This window comes from Gordonia sp. QH-12 (genome assembly GCF_001578675.1).
Classification (GTDB): domain Bacteria; phylum Actinomycetota; class Actinomycetes; order Mycobacteriales; family Mycobacteriaceae; genus Gordonia; species Gordonia sihwensis.
The window spans coordinates 48,547-71,514 of sequence record NZ_KQ969291.1; the positions used below are offsets into that span (position 1 = coordinate 48,547).

General features: G+C 67.0%; 17 protein-coding genes. 11 read left to right on the forward strand and 6 right to left on the reverse strand.

Annotated elements, in window-relative coordinates; genetic code table 11:
• The first annotated feature begins 172 nt into the window (after nt 1-172).
• Nucleotides 173-1,396 carry an IS110 family RNA-guided transposase gene (locus tag Y710_RS10445; RefSeq protein WP_006896189.1) on the forward strand — a complete coding sequence of 408 codons (1,224 nt, stop codon included), beginning with the start codon at nt 173-175 and terminating at the stop codon, nt 1,394-1,396.
• 38 nt (nt 1,397-1,434) lie between these two features.
• Here the strand turns inward: Y710_RS10445 and Y710_RS10450 are convergent, their stop codons facing one another.
• Together Y710_RS10450 and Y710_RS10455 are read right to left on the reverse strand one after the other, a co-directional pair.
• Nucleotides 1,435-4,476: an MMPL/RND family transporter gene (locus tag Y710_RS10450; RefSeq protein WP_062367434.1), complete on the reverse strand. Its 3,042-nt coding sequence runs from the start codon at nt 4,474-4,476 to the stop codon at nt 1,435-1,437.
• A gap of 86 nt (nt 4,477-4,562) precedes the next feature.
• Nucleotides 4,563-5,189, reverse strand: coding sequence for a TetR/AcrR family transcriptional regulator (locus Y710_RS10455; protein WP_006896187.1), 627 nt, complete (start codon nt 5,187-5,189; stop codon nt 4,563-4,565).
• A gap of 114 nt (nt 5,190-5,303) precedes the next feature.
• Here Y710_RS10455 and Y710_RS10460 point away from each other — a divergent pair, with 114 nt between their 5' ends.
• The 3 genes from Y710_RS10460 (at nt 5,304) to Y710_RS10470 (ending at nt 8,443) form a co-directional block, all read left to right on the forward strand.
• Nucleotides 5,304-5,780, forward strand: coding sequence for a PaaI family thioesterase (locus tag Y710_RS10460; RefSeq protein WP_006896186.1), 477 nt, complete (start codon nt 5,304-5,306; stop codon nt 5,778-5,780).
• Between the two features lie 151 nt (nt 5,781-5,931).
• Entirely contained in the window at nt 5,932-6,726 is a 795-nt protein-coding gene (locus Y710_RS10465; protein ID WP_062367435.1) for an LLM class F420-dependent oxidoreductase, read from the forward strand.
• Nucleotides 6,727-6,790: 64 nt separating this feature from the next.
• On the forward strand, nt 6,791-8,443 hold the full coding sequence (locus Y710_RS10470; RefSeq protein WP_062367436.1) for a hypothetical protein: 1,653 nt from the start codon (nt 6,791-6,793) through the stop codon (nt 8,441-8,443).
• 27 nt (nt 8,444-8,470) lie between these two features.
• On the opposite strand, the gene Y710_RS10475 is transcribed toward Y710_RS10470, so the two are convergent.
• Nucleotides 8,471-9,880 carry a phytoene desaturase family protein gene (locus tag Y710_RS10475; RefSeq protein ID WP_062367437.1) on the reverse strand — a complete coding sequence of 470 codons (1,410 nt, stop codon included), beginning with the start codon at nt 9,878-9,880 and terminating at the stop codon, nt 8,471-8,473.
• Between the two features lie 53 nt (nt 9,881-9,933).
• Between Y710_RS10475 and Y710_RS10480 the strand changes: the two genes are divergently transcribed.
• The 4 genes from Y710_RS10480 to Y710_RS10495 all read left to right on the forward strand — a co-directional run bounded on the left by Y710_RS10480 (nt 9,934) and on the right by Y710_RS10495 (nt 14,513).
• Nucleotides 9,934-11,958 carry a TPM domain-containing protein gene (locus tag Y710_RS10480; protein ID WP_062367438.1) on the forward strand — a complete coding sequence of 675 codons (2,025 nt, stop codon included), beginning with the start codon at nt 9,934-9,936 and terminating at the stop codon, nt 11,956-11,958.
• A 147-nt stretch (nt 11,959-12,105) separates the two neighbouring features.
• A complete protein-coding gene (locus Y710_RS10485) occupies nt 12,106-12,546 on the forward strand; it encodes a MarR family winged helix-turn-helix transcriptional regulator (RefSeq protein ID WP_045538193.1) in 441 nt (146 codons plus the stop codon).
• Nucleotides 12,543-13,781, forward strand: a complete 1,239-nt coding sequence (locus Y710_RS10490) for an MFS transporter (protein ID WP_062367439.1) — start codon at nt 12,543-12,545, stop codon at nt 13,779-13,781. The genes Y710_RS10485 and Y710_RS10490 overlap by 4 nt, the downstream gene beginning before the upstream one ends.
• A 45-nt stretch (nt 13,782-13,826) precedes the next feature.
• A complete protein-coding gene (locus Y710_RS10495) occupies nt 13,827-14,513 on the forward strand; it encodes an SDR family oxidoreductase (RefSeq protein WP_062367440.1) in 687 nt (228 codons plus the stop codon).
• A 23-nt stretch (nt 14,514-14,536) separates the two neighbouring features.
• On the opposite strand, the gene Y710_RS10500 is transcribed toward Y710_RS10495, so the two are convergent.
• Nucleotides 14,537-14,932, reverse strand: a complete 396-nt coding sequence (locus tag Y710_RS10500) for a nuclear transport factor 2 family protein (protein WP_062367441.1) — start codon at nt 14,930-14,932, stop codon at nt 14,537-14,539.
• A 134-nt stretch (nt 14,933-15,066) separates the two neighbouring features.
• On the opposite strand from Y710_RS10500, the gene Y710_RS10505 reads away from it, so the two are divergent.
• Nucleotides 15,067-15,408 carry a YnfA family protein gene (locus tag Y710_RS10505; RefSeq protein WP_006896734.1) on the forward strand — a complete coding sequence of 114 codons (342 nt, stop codon included), beginning with the start codon at nt 15,067-15,069 and terminating at the stop codon, nt 15,406-15,408.
• Nucleotides 15,409-15,431: 23 nt separating this feature from the next.
• On the opposite strand, the gene Y710_RS10510 is transcribed toward Y710_RS10505, so the two are convergent.
• Complete coding sequence (locus tag Y710_RS10510) at nt 15,432-16,622, reverse strand: acyl-CoA dehydrogenase family protein (protein WP_062367442.1); 1,191 nt, start codon at nt 16,620-16,622, stop codon at nt 15,432-15,434.
• Between the two features lie 71 nt (nt 16,623-16,693).
• Here Y710_RS10510 and Y710_RS10515 point away from each other — a divergent pair, with 71 nt between their 5' ends.
• Complete coding sequence (locus Y710_RS10515; protein WP_062367443.1) at nt 16,694-18,847, forward strand: FUSC family protein; 2,154 nt, start codon at nt 16,694-16,696, stop codon at nt 18,845-18,847.
• A gap of 67 nt (nt 18,848-18,914) precedes the next feature.
• Nucleotides 18,915-19,970: a DUF2804 family protein gene (locus Y710_RS10520; RefSeq protein ID WP_062367444.1), complete on the forward strand. Its 1,056-nt coding sequence runs from the start codon at nt 18,915-18,917 to the stop codon at nt 19,968-19,970.
• 13 nt (nt 19,971-19,983) lie between these two features.
• Here Y710_RS10520 and leuS read toward each other — a convergent pair whose 3' ends face one another.
• Complete coding sequence (gene leuS / locus Y710_RS10525; protein WP_045537082.1) at nt 19,984-22,851, reverse strand: leucine--tRNA ligase; 2,868 nt, start codon at nt 22,849-22,851, stop codon at nt 19,984-19,986.
• Nucleotides 22,852-22,968 lie beyond the last annotated feature (117 nt).

Here is a 22,968-nt window from a genome sequence, read left to right on the forward strand (position 1 = left end):
GGGGCGTGGCTCGACAATCACCTGTTGTCGCTGGTGGCTTGGCGTGGAAGGTCACCCCGGACCGTGACGGGTCGTTTCGGCCGCTGATTGAGATGTGTTCGCGAACTTGTCGCTGTGTAAAGGTGTGCCGGCGAAACCACCCTGACGAGCCAACCGCACACGGAAGGACAGTATGGACGAAAAGATCTGGGTAGGAATTGATGTCGGTCGGCATGCGCATCACGCCGCCGCGGTCGATGAGGCGGGAACGGTGCTGTGGTCTCGGCGGCTTCCCAACGATCAACCGGCGATCGAAGCGCTCATGGACCGGGTCGCCGACATGAAATTCGTGGTGTGGGCGATCGACATGACCGCACCGGAATCGGCGCTGCTGAGGGGTGTGCTGGCTGCGCGGCGCCAGCAGATCCGCTACGTGCCCGGCCGGGTCGTGCACAGCATGACCGGTGCGTTCGCGGGTGAGGGCAAGACCGATGCCCGCGATGCGGTCGTGATCGCCCAGACAGCCCGCCTACGTGGCGATCTCGCCACCGTCTCGGCGCCCGACGACGTCGCGATCGAACTCGACCTGCTGACCGGACATCGCAACGACCTCGTCGCTGAACGTACGCGAGGCATCAACCGCCTGCGCGGCCTGCTGACCCGCATCTTCCCTGCACTAGAACGGTGTTTCGACTACTCGACACTGACCGGTCTAACGTTCCTCACCCGCTTCGCCACGCCATCTGCGATCGCTGCGGTCTCTGACGACGAGATCTACGACCACCTGCGCAGTCACGGCGTCCGCCGACCCACGATCCCGAAGATGATCGACAAAGCCCGTGCCGCGGCGGCCGCGCAGACCGTCACCCTGCCTGGCGAGGCGACCACAGCCCTACTGGTGCAACACGCGGCTACCTCGTTGGTCATGCTGACCCGTCAGATCGCCGACCTGGATAAGCAGATCACCGAGGTGTTCCGCCGCCACCGTCACGCACGGATTCTCGAATCCGTGCCAGGCATCGGCACCCGAAGCGGCGCTGAGCTCGTCGCGATCACCGGCGGCGACCTCACTTCGTTCGGCTCGCCCGCCAGACTCGCCGCCTACGCCGGTCTTGCTCCGGTACCGCACGACTCCGGTAACCGCCGGGGAGCCTTGCGTAGACCCCAGCGTTACCACAGAGGACTTCGCAAGGTGTTCTACATGGCCGCACTCAACAGCTCGCAACGCGACGGCCCGTCCCGCGAGTTCTACCAGCGCAAACGACGCGAGAAGCGTTCCCACGTCCACGCTCTCATCGCTCTCGCTAGACGTCTGGTTGACGTGGTCTGGGCACTGATCCGCGACGGTAGGGTGTGGTTGCCGCGGCCGACCGTCGAGCGGGTGTCAGTCGATGAGGTGGGCGCGATGGCTGGATGACTGGCGGGGCCGGTCAGATCTCGGCACGTGCGTGCGTACTAGCGGGACACTGGATGCGTGTCGGTTCGGGTACTCGGCCACCAGCTTGCTCTGCCGACAAGTGTGGCGATGGTCGGCACAACGATGGTGCGGACGATGAAGGTGTCGAGCAGCAGGCCGATGCCGATGATGAGTCCGACCTGGGTCATGATCGAGATGGATCCGGCCATGAGTCCGAACATGCTGGCAGCGAAGATGAGGCCGGCCGAGGTGATGACTGATCCGGTGTTGGTGACGGTTCTCAGGACGCCGATGCGGATGTTGTTTTGGGATTCTTCGCGTAGGCGAGAGATAAGAAGCATGTTGTAGTCGGCGCCGACCGCGACGAGGACTATGAAGGCCAGTAGTGGTACGGGCCAGGCGATATCGGTTTTGAGGATGTGTTGAAAGATCAGGACACCGATACCCAGTGCCGCGGTGTAGTTGAGTATGACGGTGCCCAGAAGGTATAGCGGCGCGATGAGTGCTCGGAGTAGGAGTATCAGGATCAGGCCGACGATGGTGAGGGTGGCCAACGCTAGGAGTCGGAAGTCTTCGGTGAGTAGACGTTGCAGATCGGCGTTGATGGCGGGGAACCCGGCTATCGCGATGTTGGAGTCCTGCAGGGTTGTGTTCGGTCTGGCGGCGAGTGTGACATCGGTGATTGTGTCGGCCAGTTGCATGGCCTCGGTGCTGTAGGGGTCGAAGCTGGTTTGTATTGCGTAGCGCACGGTATGGCCGTCGGGCGAGACGAACTGGCGAGCGACGTCGACGAAACGGCGGTCTGCGTTGGCCTGAGGTGGGAGGTAGAAGCCGGTTGCTGAGTTTGTTCCGGCGGTCTCGCGGGCGGAGGTTTGTAGTTGTGTGGCTAGCGCGGCCATCCCGGCGAGTTGTTGAAGGTTGCTGTCGATCAGCGCGGATACACCGGCGGCGAGTTGGCGTGATCCCGCCGCGAGTTGACTGATACCTGTTTGCAGTTGGGTGAGCTTGCCGGGAAGGTCTTGGCTGCTGATGCTTCCCAGCGTGGAGCCCAGTGAGTTGACGGTGGAAGTGAGTTGGTCGGTGACTGTTGAGATCGGTGTATCCAGCTGCGCGAGTTGTGTTGACAGCGTGGCGATCTGGTCGAGGGTCCCGTTGCTCAGTAGGGCGTCGAGATTGCGGGTCTGCGCGCGCAGAGCTGCGCACTGCGGGACTTGGGTGCACCAGGGCGCATTATCGAGGATGGGCAGGATCGAGGTCACTGTTGCCAGGGCTGCAGATGTTTGGCGGGTGAGCGCGGCCAGCTGTGGGGCATTCTGAGAAGCGCGATCGAGCGCTGGTGCAGATGCGGCGAGTTGGCGGAGTATCGGCTGGTACTGCTGAATTTGCTGCCCTGCTGTGCTTGCCTGATCGAGGATGCCGGCCAGGGGGGCCAAGTTGGTGCGTACCTGGGTGTCGAGCTGAGTAAGCCCGTCGGCGAGTTGGAATGCGCCGGTACGGAGCTGTTCGAGGTCACCTCGGCGGTTCTGGCCATCGTCGACCGCACCCGCCAGCCGGTCCCCGATCTGACCGTTCTGCCAGGACAGCTCGGCTTGCTCGAGCTTGTCCCCGGTGGGACGGGTAACACCGATGACTCGAGTCACTCCGGGGATCTGGGATACACGTGAGGCCATTTGCTCAAGATCGGCCAGCCCGCTGGCAGTACGGAGATCGATCGGTGCATCTACAACGAGGAACTCAGTGATAGTGACGTCTTGAGGGAAATGACGGTCGAGCAACGCGTAGCCTTCGTTGCTGTCGGTTGTCGCGGGCTGCCCCTCACGATCGTCGAAGGTGATCTGGATGCCCATCGCGAAGACGCTAAGCACGATTAGCCCGACCAGGGTTAGTGCCAGCAGAGGCACAGGACGCCGCACGACGAGCACGGCGACGCGATTCCAGTACTTTCGGGTCAGATCTCGTCTGGGTGCGCCCCAGCCGAATCGCGCCGCCCACAGCAACACCGGTGGTAGCAGGGTGACCGTGGCGAGGAATCCGATGAGGATGGCGATCGCGCATGCCGGACCCAAGGTGGAGAACACGCTCAGCTGACCAAACACCATCGCCAAAAAGGCCAGCGCCACCGTGGCAGCTGAAGCCAGGATGACCCGTCCGATAGTTGCTGTCGCGTCCACGAGCGCAACCTCAGTGGTAGCGTCCTGGCGTAGCCGTTCGTGATAGCGACTGATGAAAAAGACTGAGTAGTCGACCCCGGCTCCGAGCAGGATGACGGTCATGAACGCGACGGTGAACTGCGATACCGGCATACCGAGTTCGCCGAGTGCGGACAAGACCCCGCGGCCCACGCCGAGGCTGACACCGATCACCAACAACGGCACCAGCGCGGTGAACAGCGATCGGTAAACGATCAACAGAATGATCGCGATAAGCGCCACCGTCGCCACAGTGATCACGACTAAATCGCTTTCAGCACTGACGATCTGGTCACTGAAAGTGGCCGTCGGCCCGGTGACATGGACAGTGGTGTCCGTACCGTCAAACACGCGCTGCGCGGTTTGGCGCACGGTCTCCACAGCATGCGTGGCCGTTGGCCCTCCCAAAGTTCCGGTGACCCCGACAGGCAAGTACCAGGCTTGCCCGTCCTCACTCAAGGCCTGGCCGGCCGTCGTCGGATCGGAGAGCAAATCCCGCACTGACTGCACATCGTCGAAATTTTCGCGCAACTGCAGAACGAGCATGTCGTAGCGTTCCCGCGCCACGTCGGTGAACCCGTTCGGGTTCTCCATGGTCACGAAAACAGTGGTCTTGGCGCCCTTCTCACCGAACGCACCACCCATCTGATCGAGTGCTTGAAACGATGGAACCCCAGCAGGGATCGGATCAACAGACTGCTGCCGCACCACCGTCTCCAGCTGGGGAAACAGTATCGCCAAGACGATACCCACAGCCACCCACGCCCCGATGACGAGGAATCTGTGCGCCAAGGTGAACCGTGCCAACCGCCCCAATGTCGTGCTGTACTCGCTGCGTTCCGCCAACCGGCGCGCCGCCAAGCGCCCACCACTTGGACGTTGGACCACCATACGCAGCACCTCACCCTCGACCCAGCCCGTCTACGAAACCGACGGTATCGTTACGGTACTAGCAGTACCGTAGATGGGGAAGGAGGTCAGGAGGTTTGGTGTCGCCGGTGGGCCATGAGGAAATCGTCGACAAGCTGTTCGAGATCGCCAACGGTCATCGACCGAATGCCCGTGAGCTTGGCAAAGACAAGGGGGCCCGCCAGTTGAGTGACTGCCATGGTCAAATCGAGGTCGCCGAGCTCCGCCGTGGCCACGTCACTCGTCAAAACTCGATCGAATGGTTCTCGATACTGCTCGACGACTCGACGACGCAGTGGCGCGAGCGCGTTCTGATCCCCGTCGGATTGCCCGGATTGCCGGGGCTGCTCGGGAAGCATTGCCAACCATGCCAGCGTCGTCAACTGCAGCGGTGCCTGCTCAATAAGCTCAGCCTGCCGCTGCATCAGCTTCAGCAGGTCATCACGGATCGACGTCGTCGTCTCGGGGGTCTCGGCCTGAGGCAACAATCGCTCGAAGGCAGCCGCCACCAGATCTGTGGAGCTCTCGAAGTGACGATACAAGGTGGTGCGAGCAACACGAGACAGTCGAGTGACCGCCTCCACGGTAACGGCTTCGACCCCGCCACTGTTCAGCAAGGTCACCGCAGCATCCAACAAACGCTGACGCGACCGAACCCGCCTCGGGTCAACATCGTCGGAATCGATGGTTTCCACCTGGCCACTCCCTATATAGCCAAAATCACGAACCCCTGACTGCACAACAATACCGTCGGTAACAGAGCGAAACTGCCAGTGGCGGTACCGATTGAAGGCTCAGAAAGGTCACTTATGAGGGGCGACAAACCACTACCAGCACACGCACCATGGTGCATGGGATGCGGCGAAGACAACCCCAATGGCCTGCACCTCGAGGTACACCTGCACGGCGACCACGTCTACGCCGACCTGCAATTCGACGAGCGCCACTCAGGAGCCCCGGGACTCGCCCACGGCGGAGCCATCTCAGCGGCATGCGATGACATCATGGGTTTCACCCTGTGGATCGCCGAGACACCCGCAGTCACCCGAACCCTCACCGTGGAGTATCGACGCCCGGTCCCACTGCACACCCCCGTGCACATCACCGCCTCCCTCGTCGACGAAACCGACCGCGCGCTCTTCATCGAAGCCAACGGTACTGTCGGCGACACAACCTATTTCGCCGCAGAAGCGGTCTTCGTAAAGGTCGACTTGAGTCATTTTCTTCGTCACGGAGACTGGGGCGCCACAGCAGACCTCATCACCAGATTCTTTCAGGCCGACTAGCGACCGCCAGGCACGCCACCAAGCAGAAGAGTCGCCCCGCATCCACCAGCTGGCCCATCCTTGCGCACCCGCATTGAGATCCACGCCGCGACGCGGCTTGCGCGCGCGGCAAGAACCGGCGCCGCGGCGGACTGCGCGGCACACTGGAGCCATGAGTCACCCCATCCGAATCGGCGTCCAGCTCCAGCCCCAGCACTCACCGGAGTACTCCCTCATCCGGGACGCAGTGATGCGCGCCGAAGACGCGGGAGTCGACGTCGTCTTCAACTGGGACCACTTCTTCCCGCTGTCGGGCGACCCCGACGGCGCCCACTTCGAATGCTGGACCATGCTCGGCGCCTGGGCCGAGCAGACCTCCCGCGTCGAGCTCGGCGCTCTCGTCACCTGTAACAGCTACCGGAATCCGGAGCTGCTGGCCGACATGGCGCGCACCGTCGACCACATCAGCGGCGGTCGTCTCATCCTCGGCATCGGCAGCGGCTGGTTCCAGCGCGACTACACCGAGTACGGATACGACTTCGGCACCAAGGGCAGCCGACTCGACGCCCTCGGTGCCTCCCTGCCGCGACTCACCGAACGGCTCGCGAAGCTGAATCCCGCACCCACGCGCCATATTCCGCTGCTGATCGGCGGCAGCGGCGAGAAGAAGACACTGCGACTCATCGCCGAACACGCCGATCTCTGGCACGGGTTCGTCGACGTCGAGTCGTATCGCCACAAGTCTGGTGTCCTGGCTCGGCACTGCGCCGACGTGGGACGCGATCCGGCCGAGATCGAGCGGTCGGCGGAGGTCCGCTTCGACGGCGACGTCGGCGCCATGCTTCGGTTCGCCGACGACATCACGGCCGAGGGCGTCACCCTCCTCACGGTCGCCACCGGCGGACCCGACTACGACCTGACGGCGGTCCGGGAACTGGTGCGCTGGCGGGATTCGCGCACCGCATAATCGGTGCCGGCCCGATGGGCCGAAGCGGACACCGCCCGGGACGCGCCCGATATAGTCCGGATTCATGACCCGACCCCGGAACCGGCTCTCTCGAATCCGTCTGGCGACGGCGCTCTCCGGCATCGTCACGACGATCGTTCTGCCACTGTCCGGCGCCCCGGCCGCGCACGCCGGACCGGCGTCGTGTGTTCCCTTCGGCACCGCACAGATTCCGCCGGGCGTTCCGTCCACCGGTGATCGCACCGGACTGACGACCTTCGCCGAGTACACGGGCAAGCAGGCGCCGTCACGCGTGGACCTGCGGACCGAGAAGACTCAGTTCAATCGATTCTGGGAGTTCGCACTGACCGACTCCGGCACGCTGGTGACCCGGCCGCGTCCCCCGCGGTCAGCAGCGGACAGCCGCTGGCGGACGGTCCCCCTGCCGTCCTGCCTGCGCGGACGGCTCGTCGCGATCTCACTGGACGACGACGAACTGGTCGGCGTGGATCGAGAAGGCTGGATCTACACCATGGACAACGTGACCCAGTCCCCTCTGCTGTGGAACTGGACCTCCGCGTGGGGCGCCATGCTGTGGACGGGGCCCGGCCGCAAGCTGCCGGACGACCGCCGCGGCGGCTGGGCGCTCAGCGTGACCTCGCCGTCGGACAACCGGGCGTACCTGGATATCGCCGGCCGCGTCCACCCCTCCGGTCAGGCGAAGATGACGATGATCCCGGCGCTCACCGGCGACGGCAGCCGGATCACCTACGCCGATCCGTGGCTGCCCAACGACGACAGCTACGAGATCGGCAGCCCGCTCGGCGGCCGGTTTCAGTCCGTGGCCCTCTCGGCCGCCGGATCCACCACCTTCGTCGTCAACCGGTACGGCGACATGTTCACGCGCACTTTTGATTTCGACTCTTCCGGATCGGATTCGGTGTTCTTCCGCTACAGCTGGGACCCGCAGACCGGGAAGCCCAGCGCCACCAACCTGACGGTCGAGGCCTTCGATCGGTCGACCGCCGCGGTCCAGCTCCCCGCACCCGACTGGACACGCCAGCCCAAGATTCCCGGCGAGATCACCTCCGCGATCACCGTGATCTCCACCGGTCCTGGCCCCGAGAAGCGCGAGCTCCGGGTGGAAGGCCGGAGCAATGGCCGAACGGGCTTCTGGCACAAGGACCTTCACGCCTCGACATGGACGTTCACCCCGACCGGCAGCACGCTGCAGGGCCGGCTCCTGGAGAACTCGCCCGGCGATCGGTCCGCGGAGACGCTCGCCCCCGAGAAGCCGTGGAATCTGTCGGCGTCCCTCCCCTCCCGCTCCGCGCTCGTCGACGGGCAGACACTCATCGATATCGGTATCCCGTACAGCGTCATCGACCCGCGGATGCTCGACGAGGTGGGACTCACCGCGGCGCCGTCCGGCTACCGACTGTCGGTGTCGAGTTTCCATCCCGCGGTCACCACTCGGCCGGCCACCGTCACCACTCCCGACGGCCATCGGATTCCGGTGCTCCTGCACACCGCCGACGGTATGCGGATGACGCCCGGGCACGTCGGCCTCACCCGCACCCCGCGCCATCTGGTCGGCGCCGTGGAGATCCCCCGCGAGGCCTTCGCGAATCGCGACCGGGACCCGGAGCTGCGCCGCTTCGTCGACACGTGGATGCGAGGCAAGTCGATCGCCCCGATCACGCTGAGCGCCACCACCACCGACCTGGTGGTGCGCTGAGGCATCGCACGGGTCCGCGACGCCGGATCAGCCGTCCCGGAGCGCCGTCTTCGCCGCGCGGTAGCCGGACATACCGTGGACACCGCCACCCGGGGCCGTCGCCGACGAGCACAGGTACACGCCGGGTACCGGAGTCCGATGCGGCCGCGCCGACAGCACCGGTCGTGCCAACAGCTGCCGCAGATTGGCTGCGCCGCAATTGATGTCGCCTCCGACGCAGTTGGCGTTGTAGTCCTCGTAGCCGGACGCGGTCGTGACGATCCGACCCTCGATCGTGTCGGTGAAACCCGGTGCGCACCGTTCGATCTCGGCGACGATCCGGTCGGAGACGTCGCTCCCGCAGCCCGCGGGGACGTGGCAGTACGCCCATGCCAGGCGAGTTCCCGCCGGCGCACGCGAGGGATCGACCCGCGTGGGTTCGCCGCCGAGCACCCACGGTCGGTCGGGCACCCGGCCGGCCGCGACGTCGGCCTCCGCGCCGCTGATCTGCGCGCGGTCGCGCGCGATGTGAAAGGTAGCCGTCGACAACAATTCCTCGGCGCCCGCCCCCGACCAGGGAATCGGCTCGCGCAGCAGGAAGTCGACCTTGCAGACACCGCCGCCGTACTCGAAACGCTCGAGACGCCGGACATACCGGGACGGCAGCCGCTCCCCCATGATCTGCACCAGCGCGCGGGGCGAGACGTCGAAGAAGACCTGCCCGGCGGTCGGCAATTCGCGAGCCGAGCGCACTCGCCGGCCGGTCTCGATCCGCCCGCCGTTGCCGAGGATGATCGCGGCCAGCGCGTCGACGACGGACTGGGATCCGCCGGCGGCAACGGGCCAACCCGCCTCGGCCAGCGTTCCCAGCAGAAGTCCGGGGGCGGCCGAACCGAGCGCGTCCGAGGGCCGGATGGCGTGCGCGGCCACCGCCGCGAACGCGGTGCGCACCCGTTCGGTACGGAAAGCCCACCGGACCAACGCGTCGACGGGCATCAGGGCCTGCGGACCGAAACGCGCCATTCGCGGCAGATGCCGGGGAAACGCGGGCATCCGTAACGCGTCATGCGCCGCCCCGGTGCCGAGCGCGACCGTCCGACGCCACGCCCGGGCATCGTCGCCCAGCTCACTCGCCCGTCGCACCGGATCGCGGTACACGCCCAGGGCATCACCTCGCGAGAAGACGTGGGCGAAAGAGACTTCCGGCACCAGCCACTCGACCCGGTCCGCCAGGCCGAGTTCGGCGAACGCCGGCGACGCGTACCCGGTCGGATGGACGGCCGCGCAGACGTCGCGCCGAATTCCGGTTCCGAACGCCTCGTCAGTCCGCGAACCGCCGCCGATCGTGTCCTCCGATTCGATGACCAGCACCGATCGGCCCGCACGCGCCATCACCGCTCCCGCGGTCAATCCGTTCGGACCGGAACCGATCACGATCGCGTCCCATTCGTTACCCACCGTGCCCCGTTCACCGACCCAGAACCGTCAGACTCACAAGCTAGATTGAGTCCATGGTTTTCGCGAGCATCCAGCGTCTGATCCGGGCCCGCCTACTCATGGTGACGGTCTCGGCTCTCGCGGTCCTCGCGGCACTGCTCTTCACCGGGGCCGGCAGCGCTCGGGCTCAGGCGCCGCTGCGCATGGCCGATCAGGTGGTCGACACCGCCGGCGTCTTCAGTGAGGCCGACCACGACAAGATCGCCTCCGCGATCGACGCTCTCTATAACGACCACAAGATCCAGATGTGGGTGGTCTACGTCGACTCCTTCGACGGCATGAAGGCGGCCGACTGGGCCCGCCAGACCGAAGACCTCAGTGATTTCGGCGACCGCGACGTACTGCTGGCGGTGGCCACCGGGGACCGCGGCTACCGGCTCACCGCGCCGGCCGCGATCGACGGTCTCACCCAGGACGAGATCAACAGCATCGCCACCGACACGTTGGTCCCGGATCTGAAGCGGGGACGGTGGGCGGCGTCGGCGCTCGACACCGTCGACGAGATCGACGCGGCGGCGGCCGGCGATGAGTCCCACGCCGGAGCGATCGCCGCGGGGGTGGTCGGCGGCGCGGCCGTGATCGCGGGCGGCGGCTTCCTCTACCTCCGCAGGCGGCGACGCCGGGCTCACGCCGCGCACGTGGACGATCTGCGTGAAGCCGGCGACTCGTTGACCGTCGACCAGTTGTCCGAGCAGCCCCTCGAAGTACTCCATGCATGGTCGCGGGAGGTGCTCACCGACACCGACAATGCCGTCAAGACCAGCGCCGACGAACTCGTCCTCGCGATCGACGAGTTCGGTGAGGCGGACGCCGCGCCGTTCACCGCGGCGCTCGGCGCCGCCCAGCGCGCGCTGGCGTCGTCGTTCGCTCTCCGTCAGAGATTGGACGATCACATCCCGGAGACCGCCGACGAGCAGCGGTCGATGCTGGTGCAGATCATCACCTCGTGCTCGGACGCGGATGCGCTGCTGGACGAGCAGGTGGAGAAATTCGACGCCATGCGCAACCTGCTGATCAACGCCGAGGAACGGCTCGACGAGCTGACACGGCGGATCGTGGAGACCACGGCCCGCCTGCCCCGATCCGAAGCCACCCTGGCCGAGCTGACCGAGCGGCACGGCGGAACCGTGGTCTCCTCGATCAGCCAGAACGTCGCCCTGGCGCGTGAGCAACTCCGGTTCGCCGAGGACAGCACCGATCAGGGCCGCGAGGCGATCGCCCTGCCCGCCGGACAGCAAGGACCCGTCGTGGCCGACATCCGGTCGGCCGAGGGAGCGCTGGAGACCGCTGCCAAACTGCTCGACGCGATCGACTCGGCCGACGCGACCCTGGCCCGCGCTCGTCACGGCCTGTCGCCGCTGACGGCCGATGTCACGGCCGCGGTGGCGCAGGCCGAGGGACTGCCGGCTCCCCCATCCGATCTCACGGCTGCGATCGGGAAGGCGAAGGCTGCGCTCGCCACCGCGGACTCGGAGGCCGACACCGACCCGCTGGGCGCCTTCGCTGCCCTCTCGGAGGCCGACGCGGACCTCGATGCCGCACTGGCCGCCGCACATCGGACCGCCGACGAGACGTCGCGGCGCACCCAGCTGATAACCAATGCGCTCGAGACGGCCGAAGCCAAGACGCAGGCCGCGGCCGACTTCATCGAGACCCGGCGCGGTGCCGTCGGCTCCGTCGCCCGGACCCGCCTGTCGAGGGCGCAGCAGCTCGGCGCCGAAGCGGTTCGGCTCTCCGACACCGACCCCGATCGGGCCCTGGAGCAGGCGCGGCAGGCGTCCCGGAACGCCGACGAGGCGCTGATGGCGGCACAGAACGACGTCGTCGCCTGGCAGGACCAGCAACGGGCGGCCGGCGCGGCCGACCGGACCGGTCCTCCGATCGCCGGTGCCGTCCTCACCGGCATCCTCGTCGACAGCGTTCTGCGCGGCACGATGCGTCCGGGATCGTTCGGCGGCTACAGCTCCGGCGGACGCAGTCCCGGTTCCTACGGCGGGTCGTCGAGTTCGGGCCGCATCGGGACCGGCGGTCGCTTCTGACCGGCGTCGGTCCGTCTCACTCCGGTGGTCGAGGTGTCCCGGACGTGTGACGTTCCCCATTTTCCTGACGTGAACTCCCTGTTCACAGGGCGATCGATGGCTCCGCGGTCTTTTATTTAGGCTTACGAAGTATTAGGCTTACGAAGTATGACCGATGAGAACGCCCCCGACCTCGCCTCAGGACTGCGGCACACGGTGACGCGGTTGTACCTGACCCTGCGACGCAACTCGCCCATCAGTGAGCTCAGCGCCGCCCAGGCCTCGGGGCTGGCCTCACTCGTGGACTACGGGCCGATGAGGATGGGCGAGTTCGCCGAACGCGAATCGATCCGGATGCCGACCGCGACCGCACTGATCGACGGCCTGCACCGGGGCGGATACGTATCCCGCGAACCCGATCCCGACGACCGCCGGGCAGTGATCATCGCAGCCACCGACACCGGCTCCGAGATCGTCAGCGACATCCGGACCCGTCGAGACGACAGCGTCACGCGCGCACTGCAGACCCTGTCCGACGATCACCGCGCAGCCCTGGCAGCCGCCCTGCCCGCCCTGCGTGAACTGCAGACTCGAATGGAGCTTTCATGAGCACTGACTCCCGCTCCCTCACCGCGGCCTTCAAAGGGCAACCGCGGACCGTCTGGGTGACCGCGTTCGCCGCGGTCATCGCGTTCATGGGGATCGGCCTCGTCGACCCCATCCTCAACACCATCCGCGAGGCGCTCGGCGCGCCCGAGACCAAGCTCACGCTGCTGTTCGGCGTCTACATGGGCGTCCAGGTGGTGGCCATGCTGCTGACCGGATGGTCCGCGTACCGGTTCGGCCCCAAGCGGACCCTGACCACCGGACTGGTGTGCATCGTCATCGCGGCCGGCCTGTCGACCTTCGCCGGAAACATCGACCAACTCATCGCCCTGCGCGTCATCTGGGGTCTGGGCAACGCACTGTTCATCGCCACCGCGCTCGCCTTCATCGTCGGACAGGCCACAGGCGGCCAGCAGGGAGCGATCCTGCTGTACGAGGCCGCACTGGGAGCGGGACTGGCCGTCGGTCCGCTGCTCGGCGCCGTCCTCGGAGAGTGGACGTGGCGCGCACCGTTCGCCGGCACCGCACTGCTCATGCTCGCGGGCGCCGTCCTGTGCGCCGTCATGCTCCCCGCCGACGGACCTCGTGAACAGCGGCAACCGGTCAAACTCCTCGATCCGATCAAGGCGCTGAAGAACCGCAGCCTGCTCATCAACTCGATCGGCTCGGCCTTCTACACCGGCGCACTGTTCACCGTCATCGCCTGGGCACCGATCGCGATGGGCCTGCGCCCCATCTACGCCGGAATGGTCTTCTTCGGATGGGGTCTGCTGACCGCGCTCTCCGGCGTCTTCGTCGGGCCGCGCATCGCCTCGGCCATCGGTGCTCGCGGCGGCGTCCTCTCCGCCATCGGCGCCTACCTGGTGACGATGGTGCTCGCCGCGATCGGCGTCGTCGATCATCAGGTGTGGCTGATCGGTCTGGCCGTGGTGCTCTCGGGCATTCCCTCCGGTGTGCTGAACACGCTGTTCACCGGGGTCGCGATGTCGGCCGCCGACGACTCCACCCCGCGGTCGGTGGCCAGCGCCGGATACAGCTTCCTGCGCTGGATGGGCGCCGCCGCCTCTGCGGTGATGGTCGCCTACCTCGCCGAGTGGTTCGGCATGGCCGCCCCGTTCTGGTTCGCCGCAGGCTACTGCGCGGTGGCCGTGGCCGCCCTGGTGCTCGCCGGAGGCAGCAAGCCCGACGAGCACACGGTGGACCCGGAGGCCGTCCTGGTCGGCGCCGAGGAGTACTGAGCCGAGAGACGTCATGCAGAGCCGGCATTCAATAGGATCGACGGTATGCCTACCGCTTTGATCACCGGTGCCAGTCGTGGGGTCGGTGCGCAGATCGCGAAAGCGCTCGCACCGACCCACGACTTGATTCTGGGCGGCCGCGGGTCGGCCGAACTCGACCGTGTAGCAACGGAATTGGACGGCGCCGTGACTCTTCCGGTGGACCTCACCGATTACGCCGCCCTGGAAACCGCTCTGGAGACCGTCACCCGTCTCGATGTGCTCGTTCACAGCGCGGGAGTCGCGAGCAGCCTCGAGGCCCTCGCCGACACGCCCGTCGAGGAATGGCGGCAGGTGATGGATGTCAACGTGATCGCAGCCGCCGAGGTCACCCGACTGCTGCTCCCGGCGTTGCGGGCCGCCGACGGACACGTCGTCTTCCTCAACTCCGGCGCGGGAATGAACGTGCGGGCCAATTGGACGCCCTATGCCGCAAGCAAATTCGCGCTCCGGGCCCTGGCCGACGGGCTGCGCGCCGAAGAACCCGCACTCCGGGTCACGTCCATCTTCCCCGGACGCATAGACACCGATATGCAGCGCGACATCGTCGCCTTCGAGGGTGCCGAGTACGACCCGTCGAAGTACCTGCGCGCGGAGACCGTCGCCGCGGCGGTGGCGTCAGCGGTGAACGCGCCGGCCGACGCCCACCCCACCGAAGTGGTGCTCCGGCCGCGCGGTCCGCGCAACCGATAGCCGGCGTCGGCCGACCGTCCGACCTACAGCTGCTTGAGGTCCGACTGCTCCCACACGGCCCGCATGCCGGCGATCTTGCCGTCGGCGTCGAAGACCATGATGTCGACCGGGGTGATCTCGAACTTCATCCCCGCGGTGCCGGTCACGAGCGTGAACTCGAAGACCGCGGTGTCGCCGGCGATCTTGGTCCACTTCAGCGTCGCTTCGCGGCTCTCGAGGCCGGTGATGATGCTGTAGAACTCGACGAGCTCGTCACGCGTGCTGCGCACCGGTGCGCCGATCGGGTCCTCCACCGTCGCGCCGTCGGCGTACAGGTTCACGATGTCCTCCGCCGACCCCGAGTTGAGGCCGTCGATGTAGGCCTCGACGGTGGCCGCGATCTTGTCGGAAAGTCCGGTTTCCTGCTGCTCAGCAGTCATTTCCACTCCCTGAATTGAAACATGTTCTAGTGGGAAGGTTAACAGGAGCGCCCCACTGGCGCGAGGGTCCGCGAAAGATTGCCGCGACCGCGTCCGCGAGCCCCGATCCCGGTCCGCTGGCATGATCGACTGCCATGACCGTCGCCCGTTCGCTCATTCTGTTCGCGCTAGCGGCCGTCGCCGAGATCGGCGGGGCCTGGCTCGTATGGCAGGGCGTGCGCGAACACCGCGGTTGGCTGTGGATCGGTGCCGGAGTCGCCGCACTCGGCGTGTACGGATTCGTCGCCACATTGCAGCCCGACGCCGAGTTCGGCCGCATCCTCGCAGCCTACGGCGGCGTCTTCATCGCGGGCTCCCTGCTGTGGGGGATGGTCGCCGACGGCTACCGGCCCGACCGCTGGGACGTCATCGGCGCGCTCATCTGCCTCGTGGGCGTCGCCGTGATCATGTACATGCCGCGCGCGGTGGACGGTTAGCCCGGGGCACAGCCGTAACAGGTCTACTTCAGCTCGGCACTGGTCTTTCCGAGCACCCGACGGGCGATGATCAGCTGCTGAATCTGCTGTGTGCCCTCGAAGATGTCGAGGATCTTGGAGTCGCGAGCCCACTTCTCGAGCAATTCGGTCTCGGAGAACGCCGCCGTGGCACCGATCTCGACGGCCTTGTTGGTGAGTTCGGTGACGGTGCGGCCGGCCTTCGCCTTGGACATCGACGCCTCGGTGGAGTTGGGCTGCTTATTGTCGGCCATCCACGCCGCGCGCAGCGTGAGCATCCACGACGACTCCCAGTCGGACTCGAGCCGGATGAACTCGGCGACGGCGGCGTGCTGAGCGGCGACCGGACGGTCGTAGTCGACCTCGTGACCGGACTCTTCGAGCATCCGGCGCAACTCCTCGAGAGCGGCCCGCCCGAGGCCGACGGCCATCGCGGCCACCACCGGCCTGGTGTTGTCGAACGTCTGCATGACGCCACCGAAACCCGTCTTCACCTGGATCTCCGGCGTGCCGAGCAGGTTCTCGGCCGGCACTCGAACGTCCTCGAACCGGACCACCGCGGTATCGGACGACTTGATGCCGAGCTTGTGCTCGAGCCGCGCGACGGTGACCCCGTCGGCGTTCATCGGCACCACGAAGCTCTTGATGGCGGCGCGGCCGACGCTCTTGTCGAGCGTCGCCCACACCACGACGTGGTCGGCGCGGCTTCCGGCGGTCACGAAGATCTTCTCGCCGTTGATCACGTACTCGTCGCCGTCCAGGACGGCGGTGGTGGAGACGGCGGCCGAATCCGATCCGAAGCCCGGCTCGGTGATGGCCATGGCGGCCCAGACATCGGCGAAACGCTCGAGCTGCTCGTCGTTCGCCACCGCGGCGATCGCCGCGTTTCCGAGGCCCTGGTACGGAATCGACAGCATCAGACCGACGTCGCCCCAACCGAGTTCGCGGGCGTTGAGCACTGACCGGAGGTTGGCGCCGTTGACGGTCTCCTCCGCGGACTCGTCCGCCTTGTCGGCGTCCTTATCGCCCCCGCGGGCCTGTTTGGCGATCTTCCCGAGCTCGTCGAGTTCGACGGGGTACTCGTGCTCGGCCTTGTCGTACTTGCGGGAGATCGGCCGGAAGATGTGCTCGGCAGCGAGACGGGCGCGCTCGACCGTGGAGTTCAGCTTCTCCGGGAGCTCAAGGTTGATAGCCATGGCGCTACCTTACTACTGAGTAAGTTCGTTGCCAAGCGTCTGCAGTCTCCCCGTTTCGGCACAATCGTGAAATGGTCCGATTCACGGCGAATCCCGTGCGTGCACTCGCCGGGACCGATCCCGGCCGTACCCGGCTGCTCAACGCGAGCGGGGTAGCGGTGGCTGTGCTGATCAGCACCGGGTGCGCCTGGCTGATCGTGAACGCGACCCACGCGGACGGCGGCTACCTGGCGGTCGGAGCGTTTCTCGCGATGCAAGCGGGTCTGAGCGTGCGCGACGCCACCGCGCCGGCCCGGCTCGTCACCACGGCCCTGTTGGTGATTCCCGTGGTCGGCGGCCTCGCCGGCACCACATTGCTCGCACACAACAGGTACGTCGAGATCGCCGCCTTCGTCGTGATCGGCGGCGTCGCCACCTGGATGCGACGCTTCGGTCCGCGCTGGTCGGCGGTGGGAATGATCGCGTTCTTCTCCAGCTTCTTCGCGTTGTTCCTGCGGCCGACGGTCGACGATCTCGGCCCGCTGCTGCTCATCGGCGTCGGCGCTGTGGCGGCGAGTCTGATCGTCAAGTCGACCATGCTGCTGCACGCACCAGACCGGTCGCTGCGACTGCTGATGCGCCAGTTCCGCGGCGCCGGGGACGCGGCCGTGCGCGCGGCGGAAGGCGCCGTCGGCCGGCCCCGCGCGACACTGCAGGCCCGGCTCGACCGCCTCGGCGACGTCGCCATGGCGATCACCGACTGGCAGAGCCGATACGACACCGCCGCCCGCACCGGATTGACAGCACACGAATTGGCCCGGCTGGTCTTCGACGCCCGCACCGATCTGGTGCAGGCATGTCTGCATCTGGCGCAGGTCCCAGAGCCGAACGCCGACCGGGAACTGACCGCACTACTGGACGCCATGCATCGCGTGCTGGACACGGACCTGCCGGCGTCCGAGCGGTCGGCCGCGTCCGCCCGCGCTCGCCGGACGCTGGAGGCCGTCGATCCCGACGTCCCCGGGCGATTCGCGGTCGCGCTCCTCGCCCGCGCGGTCGAATCGCAGGTCGCTCTGCGCGAGGCGCTCGAGTCACCGCATCCGGCGGCGACTGCCGAACCCGACACGGACGTCTCGAGCGACGAGCCGACGGACGCCGAACCGGCGGTCGCGCGCGATGCCGAGATCGCTGAGGCCCCAGACGCCGGAGGCGGTCCGCATCGTTTCTGGCACGAGTGGACTCCGACCACGCGGATGGCCGTGCAGGTGATGCTCGCGGCCACCCTCGCCACCGTCGCCGGCGAGGCCATCTCGGCGTCACGCTGGTACTGGTCGGTGCTGACGGCGTTTCTGGTGTTCGTGGGCGTCAACACCCGTGCCGCGATCCTGACCAGGGCCTATCGCCGAGTGATCGGCACCGTCTGCGGAGTCTTCGTCGGCTTCGGCTTCGGCATCGCGATCGACGGCGCGGAGTTGCCCCTCATGCTGCTGTGCGCGGTCAGCGTCTTCTGCATGGTGTACCTCGGGCCCCTCAATTACGCGGTGATGGCCTTCTTCGTCACCGTCCTGCTGTCGTCCATGTACGGCCTTCTGGGGATCCTCAACCGGCACATCCTCGAACTGCGGCTCGAGGAGACCCTCACCGGAGCGGTGATCGGCGTCGCGTGCGCCTTCCTGATCTTCTCCAGCAGTTCCCGTCCCGAGCTGATCACCCGCATCCGCGCATACTTCGCCTCGCTCGAGGAGGTCCTCACCCGATCCGGCGACGTCCTCATCGGCCACGGGCCGACCACGGCGGTGCTCGACGCGGCGCATCGGCTCGACACCGATCACCGCGAACTGGAGACCTTCGTCTCGTCGATGGCGGTCTCCTTCGCAGGCGGTCAACGCCGCACCCTCCGTCGATCGGCCACCGCGCTGCTCAAGAACGCCGGTGTTCACGCCGACCGGCTGGCCCAGGAATCGGTGATCCTCGGAAAGGAGGGCGGTACCGCGGCCTTCCACGGCGACGCCGCCGACGCGGTGCGGCGCGGCATCGACGCAGTGGTCGCCCAGTCGGACGCCGCATGCCGCTCGTTGCTGCACCGCAGACGCGACAATACGGCCAAAAGCGAGGCGTCCGAGACCTTCGACGCCGTCCGTCGGGTTCCGTGCCGACCGCATACGCCGCAGTATCGGGCCATGCTGGCGCTGTCGAATCTGAGCATCACCATGGCGAACATCGAACGACTGCGGGAGCGCGACTGACGCCTCGACCTCGTCATCGGGTCGCGGCTTTTGCCACGAATCGGCGACTGCGCGATCATCGGTGACCATGACACTGTTTCCGCCCGTCGCCACCGAACCGCCCGCGTCCCTGGTGACCCGCGGCCGATACAACTTCGGCACCTACGACGGCCCGATCGCCGACATCAACCCGCTCGACGCCGCCGGCTCCGGTCCGCTCGCCGGCACCCGGCGCGCCGTGCGCAACCTCGGGTTGAAGGAGTGGGAGGCCTTTCAACTCGGGGACGACGACCTCTTCGTCCTGGGTGCGGTCTACAACGCGAAGACCCTCGGTCTGCTCCAGGTCCTGGTGGTGGACAAGCACGCGGCGACCATCCGGCGCTGGGAGACCAAACTCCCGTCGCCGCTGCTGACGGTCGCGCGGGGTCTCGACGGCACCGTCTCCGAGGGGGAGTTCGCGGGACTGGAGATCGAGATCGGAAACCAGCTCCCCGGCGGCCGAGTCACCGTCGACGCGACGCACCGCGGCACCGCGCTGACACCCGAACTCGACCTGCACATCACGGGCCACTGCGCGACCGGTGCGGCCGGTCATCTGGTGATCGTGCATCCCTTCGACGAGAACCGGGCCCTGTACTCGCACAAGGCGATGATGCCCGCGTCGGGCTCGCTGCTGATCGGCGGAGCCGACGTGGGTCTCGCCGACGGTCGCGGCTTCCTGATCCTCGACGACCACCACGGCGACTACCCCCGGCCGATGAAGTACGACTGGGTCACCGGTGTCCGGCGCACGCCCGCCGGCGTGGTCGAGGGCTTCAACCTCACCGACAATCAGGTCCGCAATCCGGGTGTCTACAACGAGAACGCCATCTGGATCGGCGATCAGGTGCACCGCCTGCCCGCGGTCACCGTCGACCGCCCCGACGGCCCATGGGGCACCTGGTACATCCGCGACTCGGGGGGCGCGGTGGACGTGACGTTCACACCCACCGTGCAGTCGACGATGCACGTCGGACCACGCAAGATCCTCGCCGAATACTACGCGCCGTACGGGTGGTACGAGGGCACCATCCACGCGCAGCATGCGACGCTGAGGGTCGACGGCATGTTCGGCGTGGGGGAGTCCAAGCGCATCTCGGTGTGACCGTCGAGCGCGGTCAGGGAACCACGTTCACCATCTTGCCGGGCACATAGATCACCTTGCGCGGCTCGCCGTCGAGCAGCGCGGCGATCTTCGGGTCAGCCAGCGCGGCGCCGACGACCGTCGGCTCGTCGGCGTCCGCGGCCACCTGGATACGGCTGCGGACCTTGCCCTTGACCTGCACCGGGATCTCGATGCTCTCCTCCACCAGCCACTGCTCGTCGACCTCGGGGAAGGGTCCCCGCGCCAGCGAACCGTCGTGGCCCAAGCGGCTCCACAGTTCCTCGGCGAGATGGGGAGCGAGGGGAGCGAGCATCAGGACCAGCGACTCCACCGTCTCCCGCGGCGCGCCGCCGGGGTAGTTCTTGGTGAGGAAGTTGGTCAGCTCGATCAGCTTCGCACCGGCGGTGTTGGTCCGCAGGTTCGCGAAGTCGTCGCGCACGCCCTCGATCGTCCGGTGCAGCGCCTTGTTGGCCTCGTCGGACGGCGCCTCGTCGACGACGCGGACTCCGCCGGTCTCCTCGTCCACCACCAGGCGCCAGACGCGCTGCAGGAAGCGCTGCGCACCGACCACGTCCTTGGTGGCCCACGGGCGCGACTGGTCCAGCGGACCCATCGACATCTCGTAGACGCGCAGGGTGTCGGCGCCGTAGTCACGGCAGATGTCGTCGGGAGCGACGGAGTTCTTGAGCGACTTGCCCATCTTCCCGTACTCCTGCGTGACCTCCTGGCCCTGGTAGAAGTACTTGCCGTCCCGCTCGGAGACCTCCTCCGCCGGAACGTAGACGCCGCGCGAATCGGTGTACGCGTAGGCCTGGATCATGCCCTGGTTGAACAGCCGGCGGTAGGGCTCGCTGCTGGTGACGTAGCCGAGGTCGAACAGGACCTTGTGCCAGAAGCGCGAGTACAGCAGGTGCAGGACCGCGTGCTCGACGCCGCCGATGTACAGGTCGAGGCCACCGGGATCGTCCGGCCCGTGGATCGCCGGTCGCGGACCCATCCAGTATGCCTCGTTCTCCTTGGCGCACAGGGTCTCGTCGTTGGTCGGGTCGATGTAGCGCAGCTGGTACCACGAGCTGCCCGCCCACTGCGGCATCACGTTGGTGTCGCGGGTGTAGGTCTGCAGACCGTTGCCGAGATCGAGTTCCACGGTGACCCAGTCGGTGGCCTTGGCCAGCGGGGGAGACGGCTCGCTGTCCGCATCGTCGGGATCGAAGGAGACGGGCTGGTAGTCGGCCACCTCCGGCAGCGCGATCGGCAGCATCGACTCTGGCAGCGCGTGCGGGGCGCCCTGGGCGTCGTACACGATCGGGAAGGGCTCGCCCCAGTACCGCTGCCGGGCGAACAGCCAGTCGCGCAGTTTGTACTGCACGGTGCCGGTGCCGGTGCCGTCGGTCTCCAGCCGCTCGATCATCGCGGCCTTGGCCTCGTCCACACCGAGCCCGTCGAGGAAGCCGGAGTTGATCAGCGGACCGTCGCCGGTGAACGCCGACTCCTCGATGCCCTGCTCCGAACCGATCACCTCGAGCAGCGGCAGCCCGAAGGTGCGAGCGAACTCGTAGTCGCGGGTGTCGTGCGCCGGGACGGCCATGATGGCGCCGGTTCCGTATCCGATGAGCACGTAGTCGGCGATGAAGACCGGCACCGGACGACCGTTGACGGGGTTGGTCGCGAACGCACCGGTGAAGACGCCGGTCTTCTCCTTGTTCTCCTGACGCTCCAGATCGCTCTTGGCGGCGATCGACGCGCGGTAGGCCGCGACGGCCTCGGCGGGCGTTGCCGCGCCGCCGGTCCATCGCTCGTCCACCTCGTCGGGCCACTGGTCGGCGACGATCTCGTCGACCAGCTCGTGTTCGGGCGCCAGGACCATGTAGCTGGCACCGAAGAGGGTGTCGGGCCGGGTGGTGAAGACCTCGATTGAGGCGTCCGTCCCCGGGACCGGGAACTGAACCTGCGCACCGCGCGAGCGGCCGATCCAGTTCCGCTGCATCGTCTTGACCTTCTCCGGCCAGTCCAGCAGCTCGAGATCGTCGAGCAGGCGGTCGGAGTATGCGGTGATCCGCATCATCCACTGACGCAGGTTCTTCCGGAACACCGGGAAGTTGCCGCGTTCGCTGCGACCGTCGGCGGTGACCTCTTCGTTCGCCAGCACCGTGCCCAGGCCGGGGCACCAGTTCACCAATGAGTCACTGAGGTACACCAGGCGGTACTCGTCGAGCACCTCGCGACGCTCGGCGGCGCTGAGCGCCACCCAGTCGCGTCCGTCCTCGAGCTCGCGCGAACCGTTCTCGAACTCCTCGATCAGCTCCGAGATGTGACGCGCCTTCTTCGCCTCCGGATCGAACCAGGCGTTGTAGATCTGCAGGAAGATCCACTGCGTCCACCGGTAGAAGTCGATGTCGGTGGTGGCGACGCGGCGGCGCTCGTCGTGCCCGAGACCGAGACGGCGGATCTGCTGCAGGTACCGCTCGATGTTCGCCTCGGTGGTGGTGCGCGGATGAGTGCCCGTCTGGACGGCGTACTGCTCGGCCGGCAGGCCGAACGAGTCGAAGCCCATGGTGTGCAGGACGTTCTTGCCGGTCATCCGCTGGTAGCGGGCGAAGACGTCGCTGGCGATGAAGCCGAGCGGATGGCCGACGTGCAGACCGGCGCCCGACGGGTACGGGAACATGTCCTGAACGAACAGCTTGTCCTCGGCGTCGGGGGAGTCGCCGGAGAAGTGCGAGAAGTCGCCCGCCAGCGGGCCGACGGGGTTCGGGGCGGCGAAGGTCTGGTTCCGCGTCCAGAACTCCTGCCAGCGCGCCTCGATCTCGCCGGCGGTCTGCGCGGTGTACCGGTGGGCGGCGCTGTCGGCCGGACGATTCGTCGAATCAGCAGAAGTCACCCGACCAGCGTAAATCCTCGCGTCCCGGTGCCCAAAAGCGACCAGTGCCCACCGCGAAGTGAACCCGCCGCGGCCCGCTCGCCGTTATCCATTTCGCCCGGACGACGAGCCCGTCGT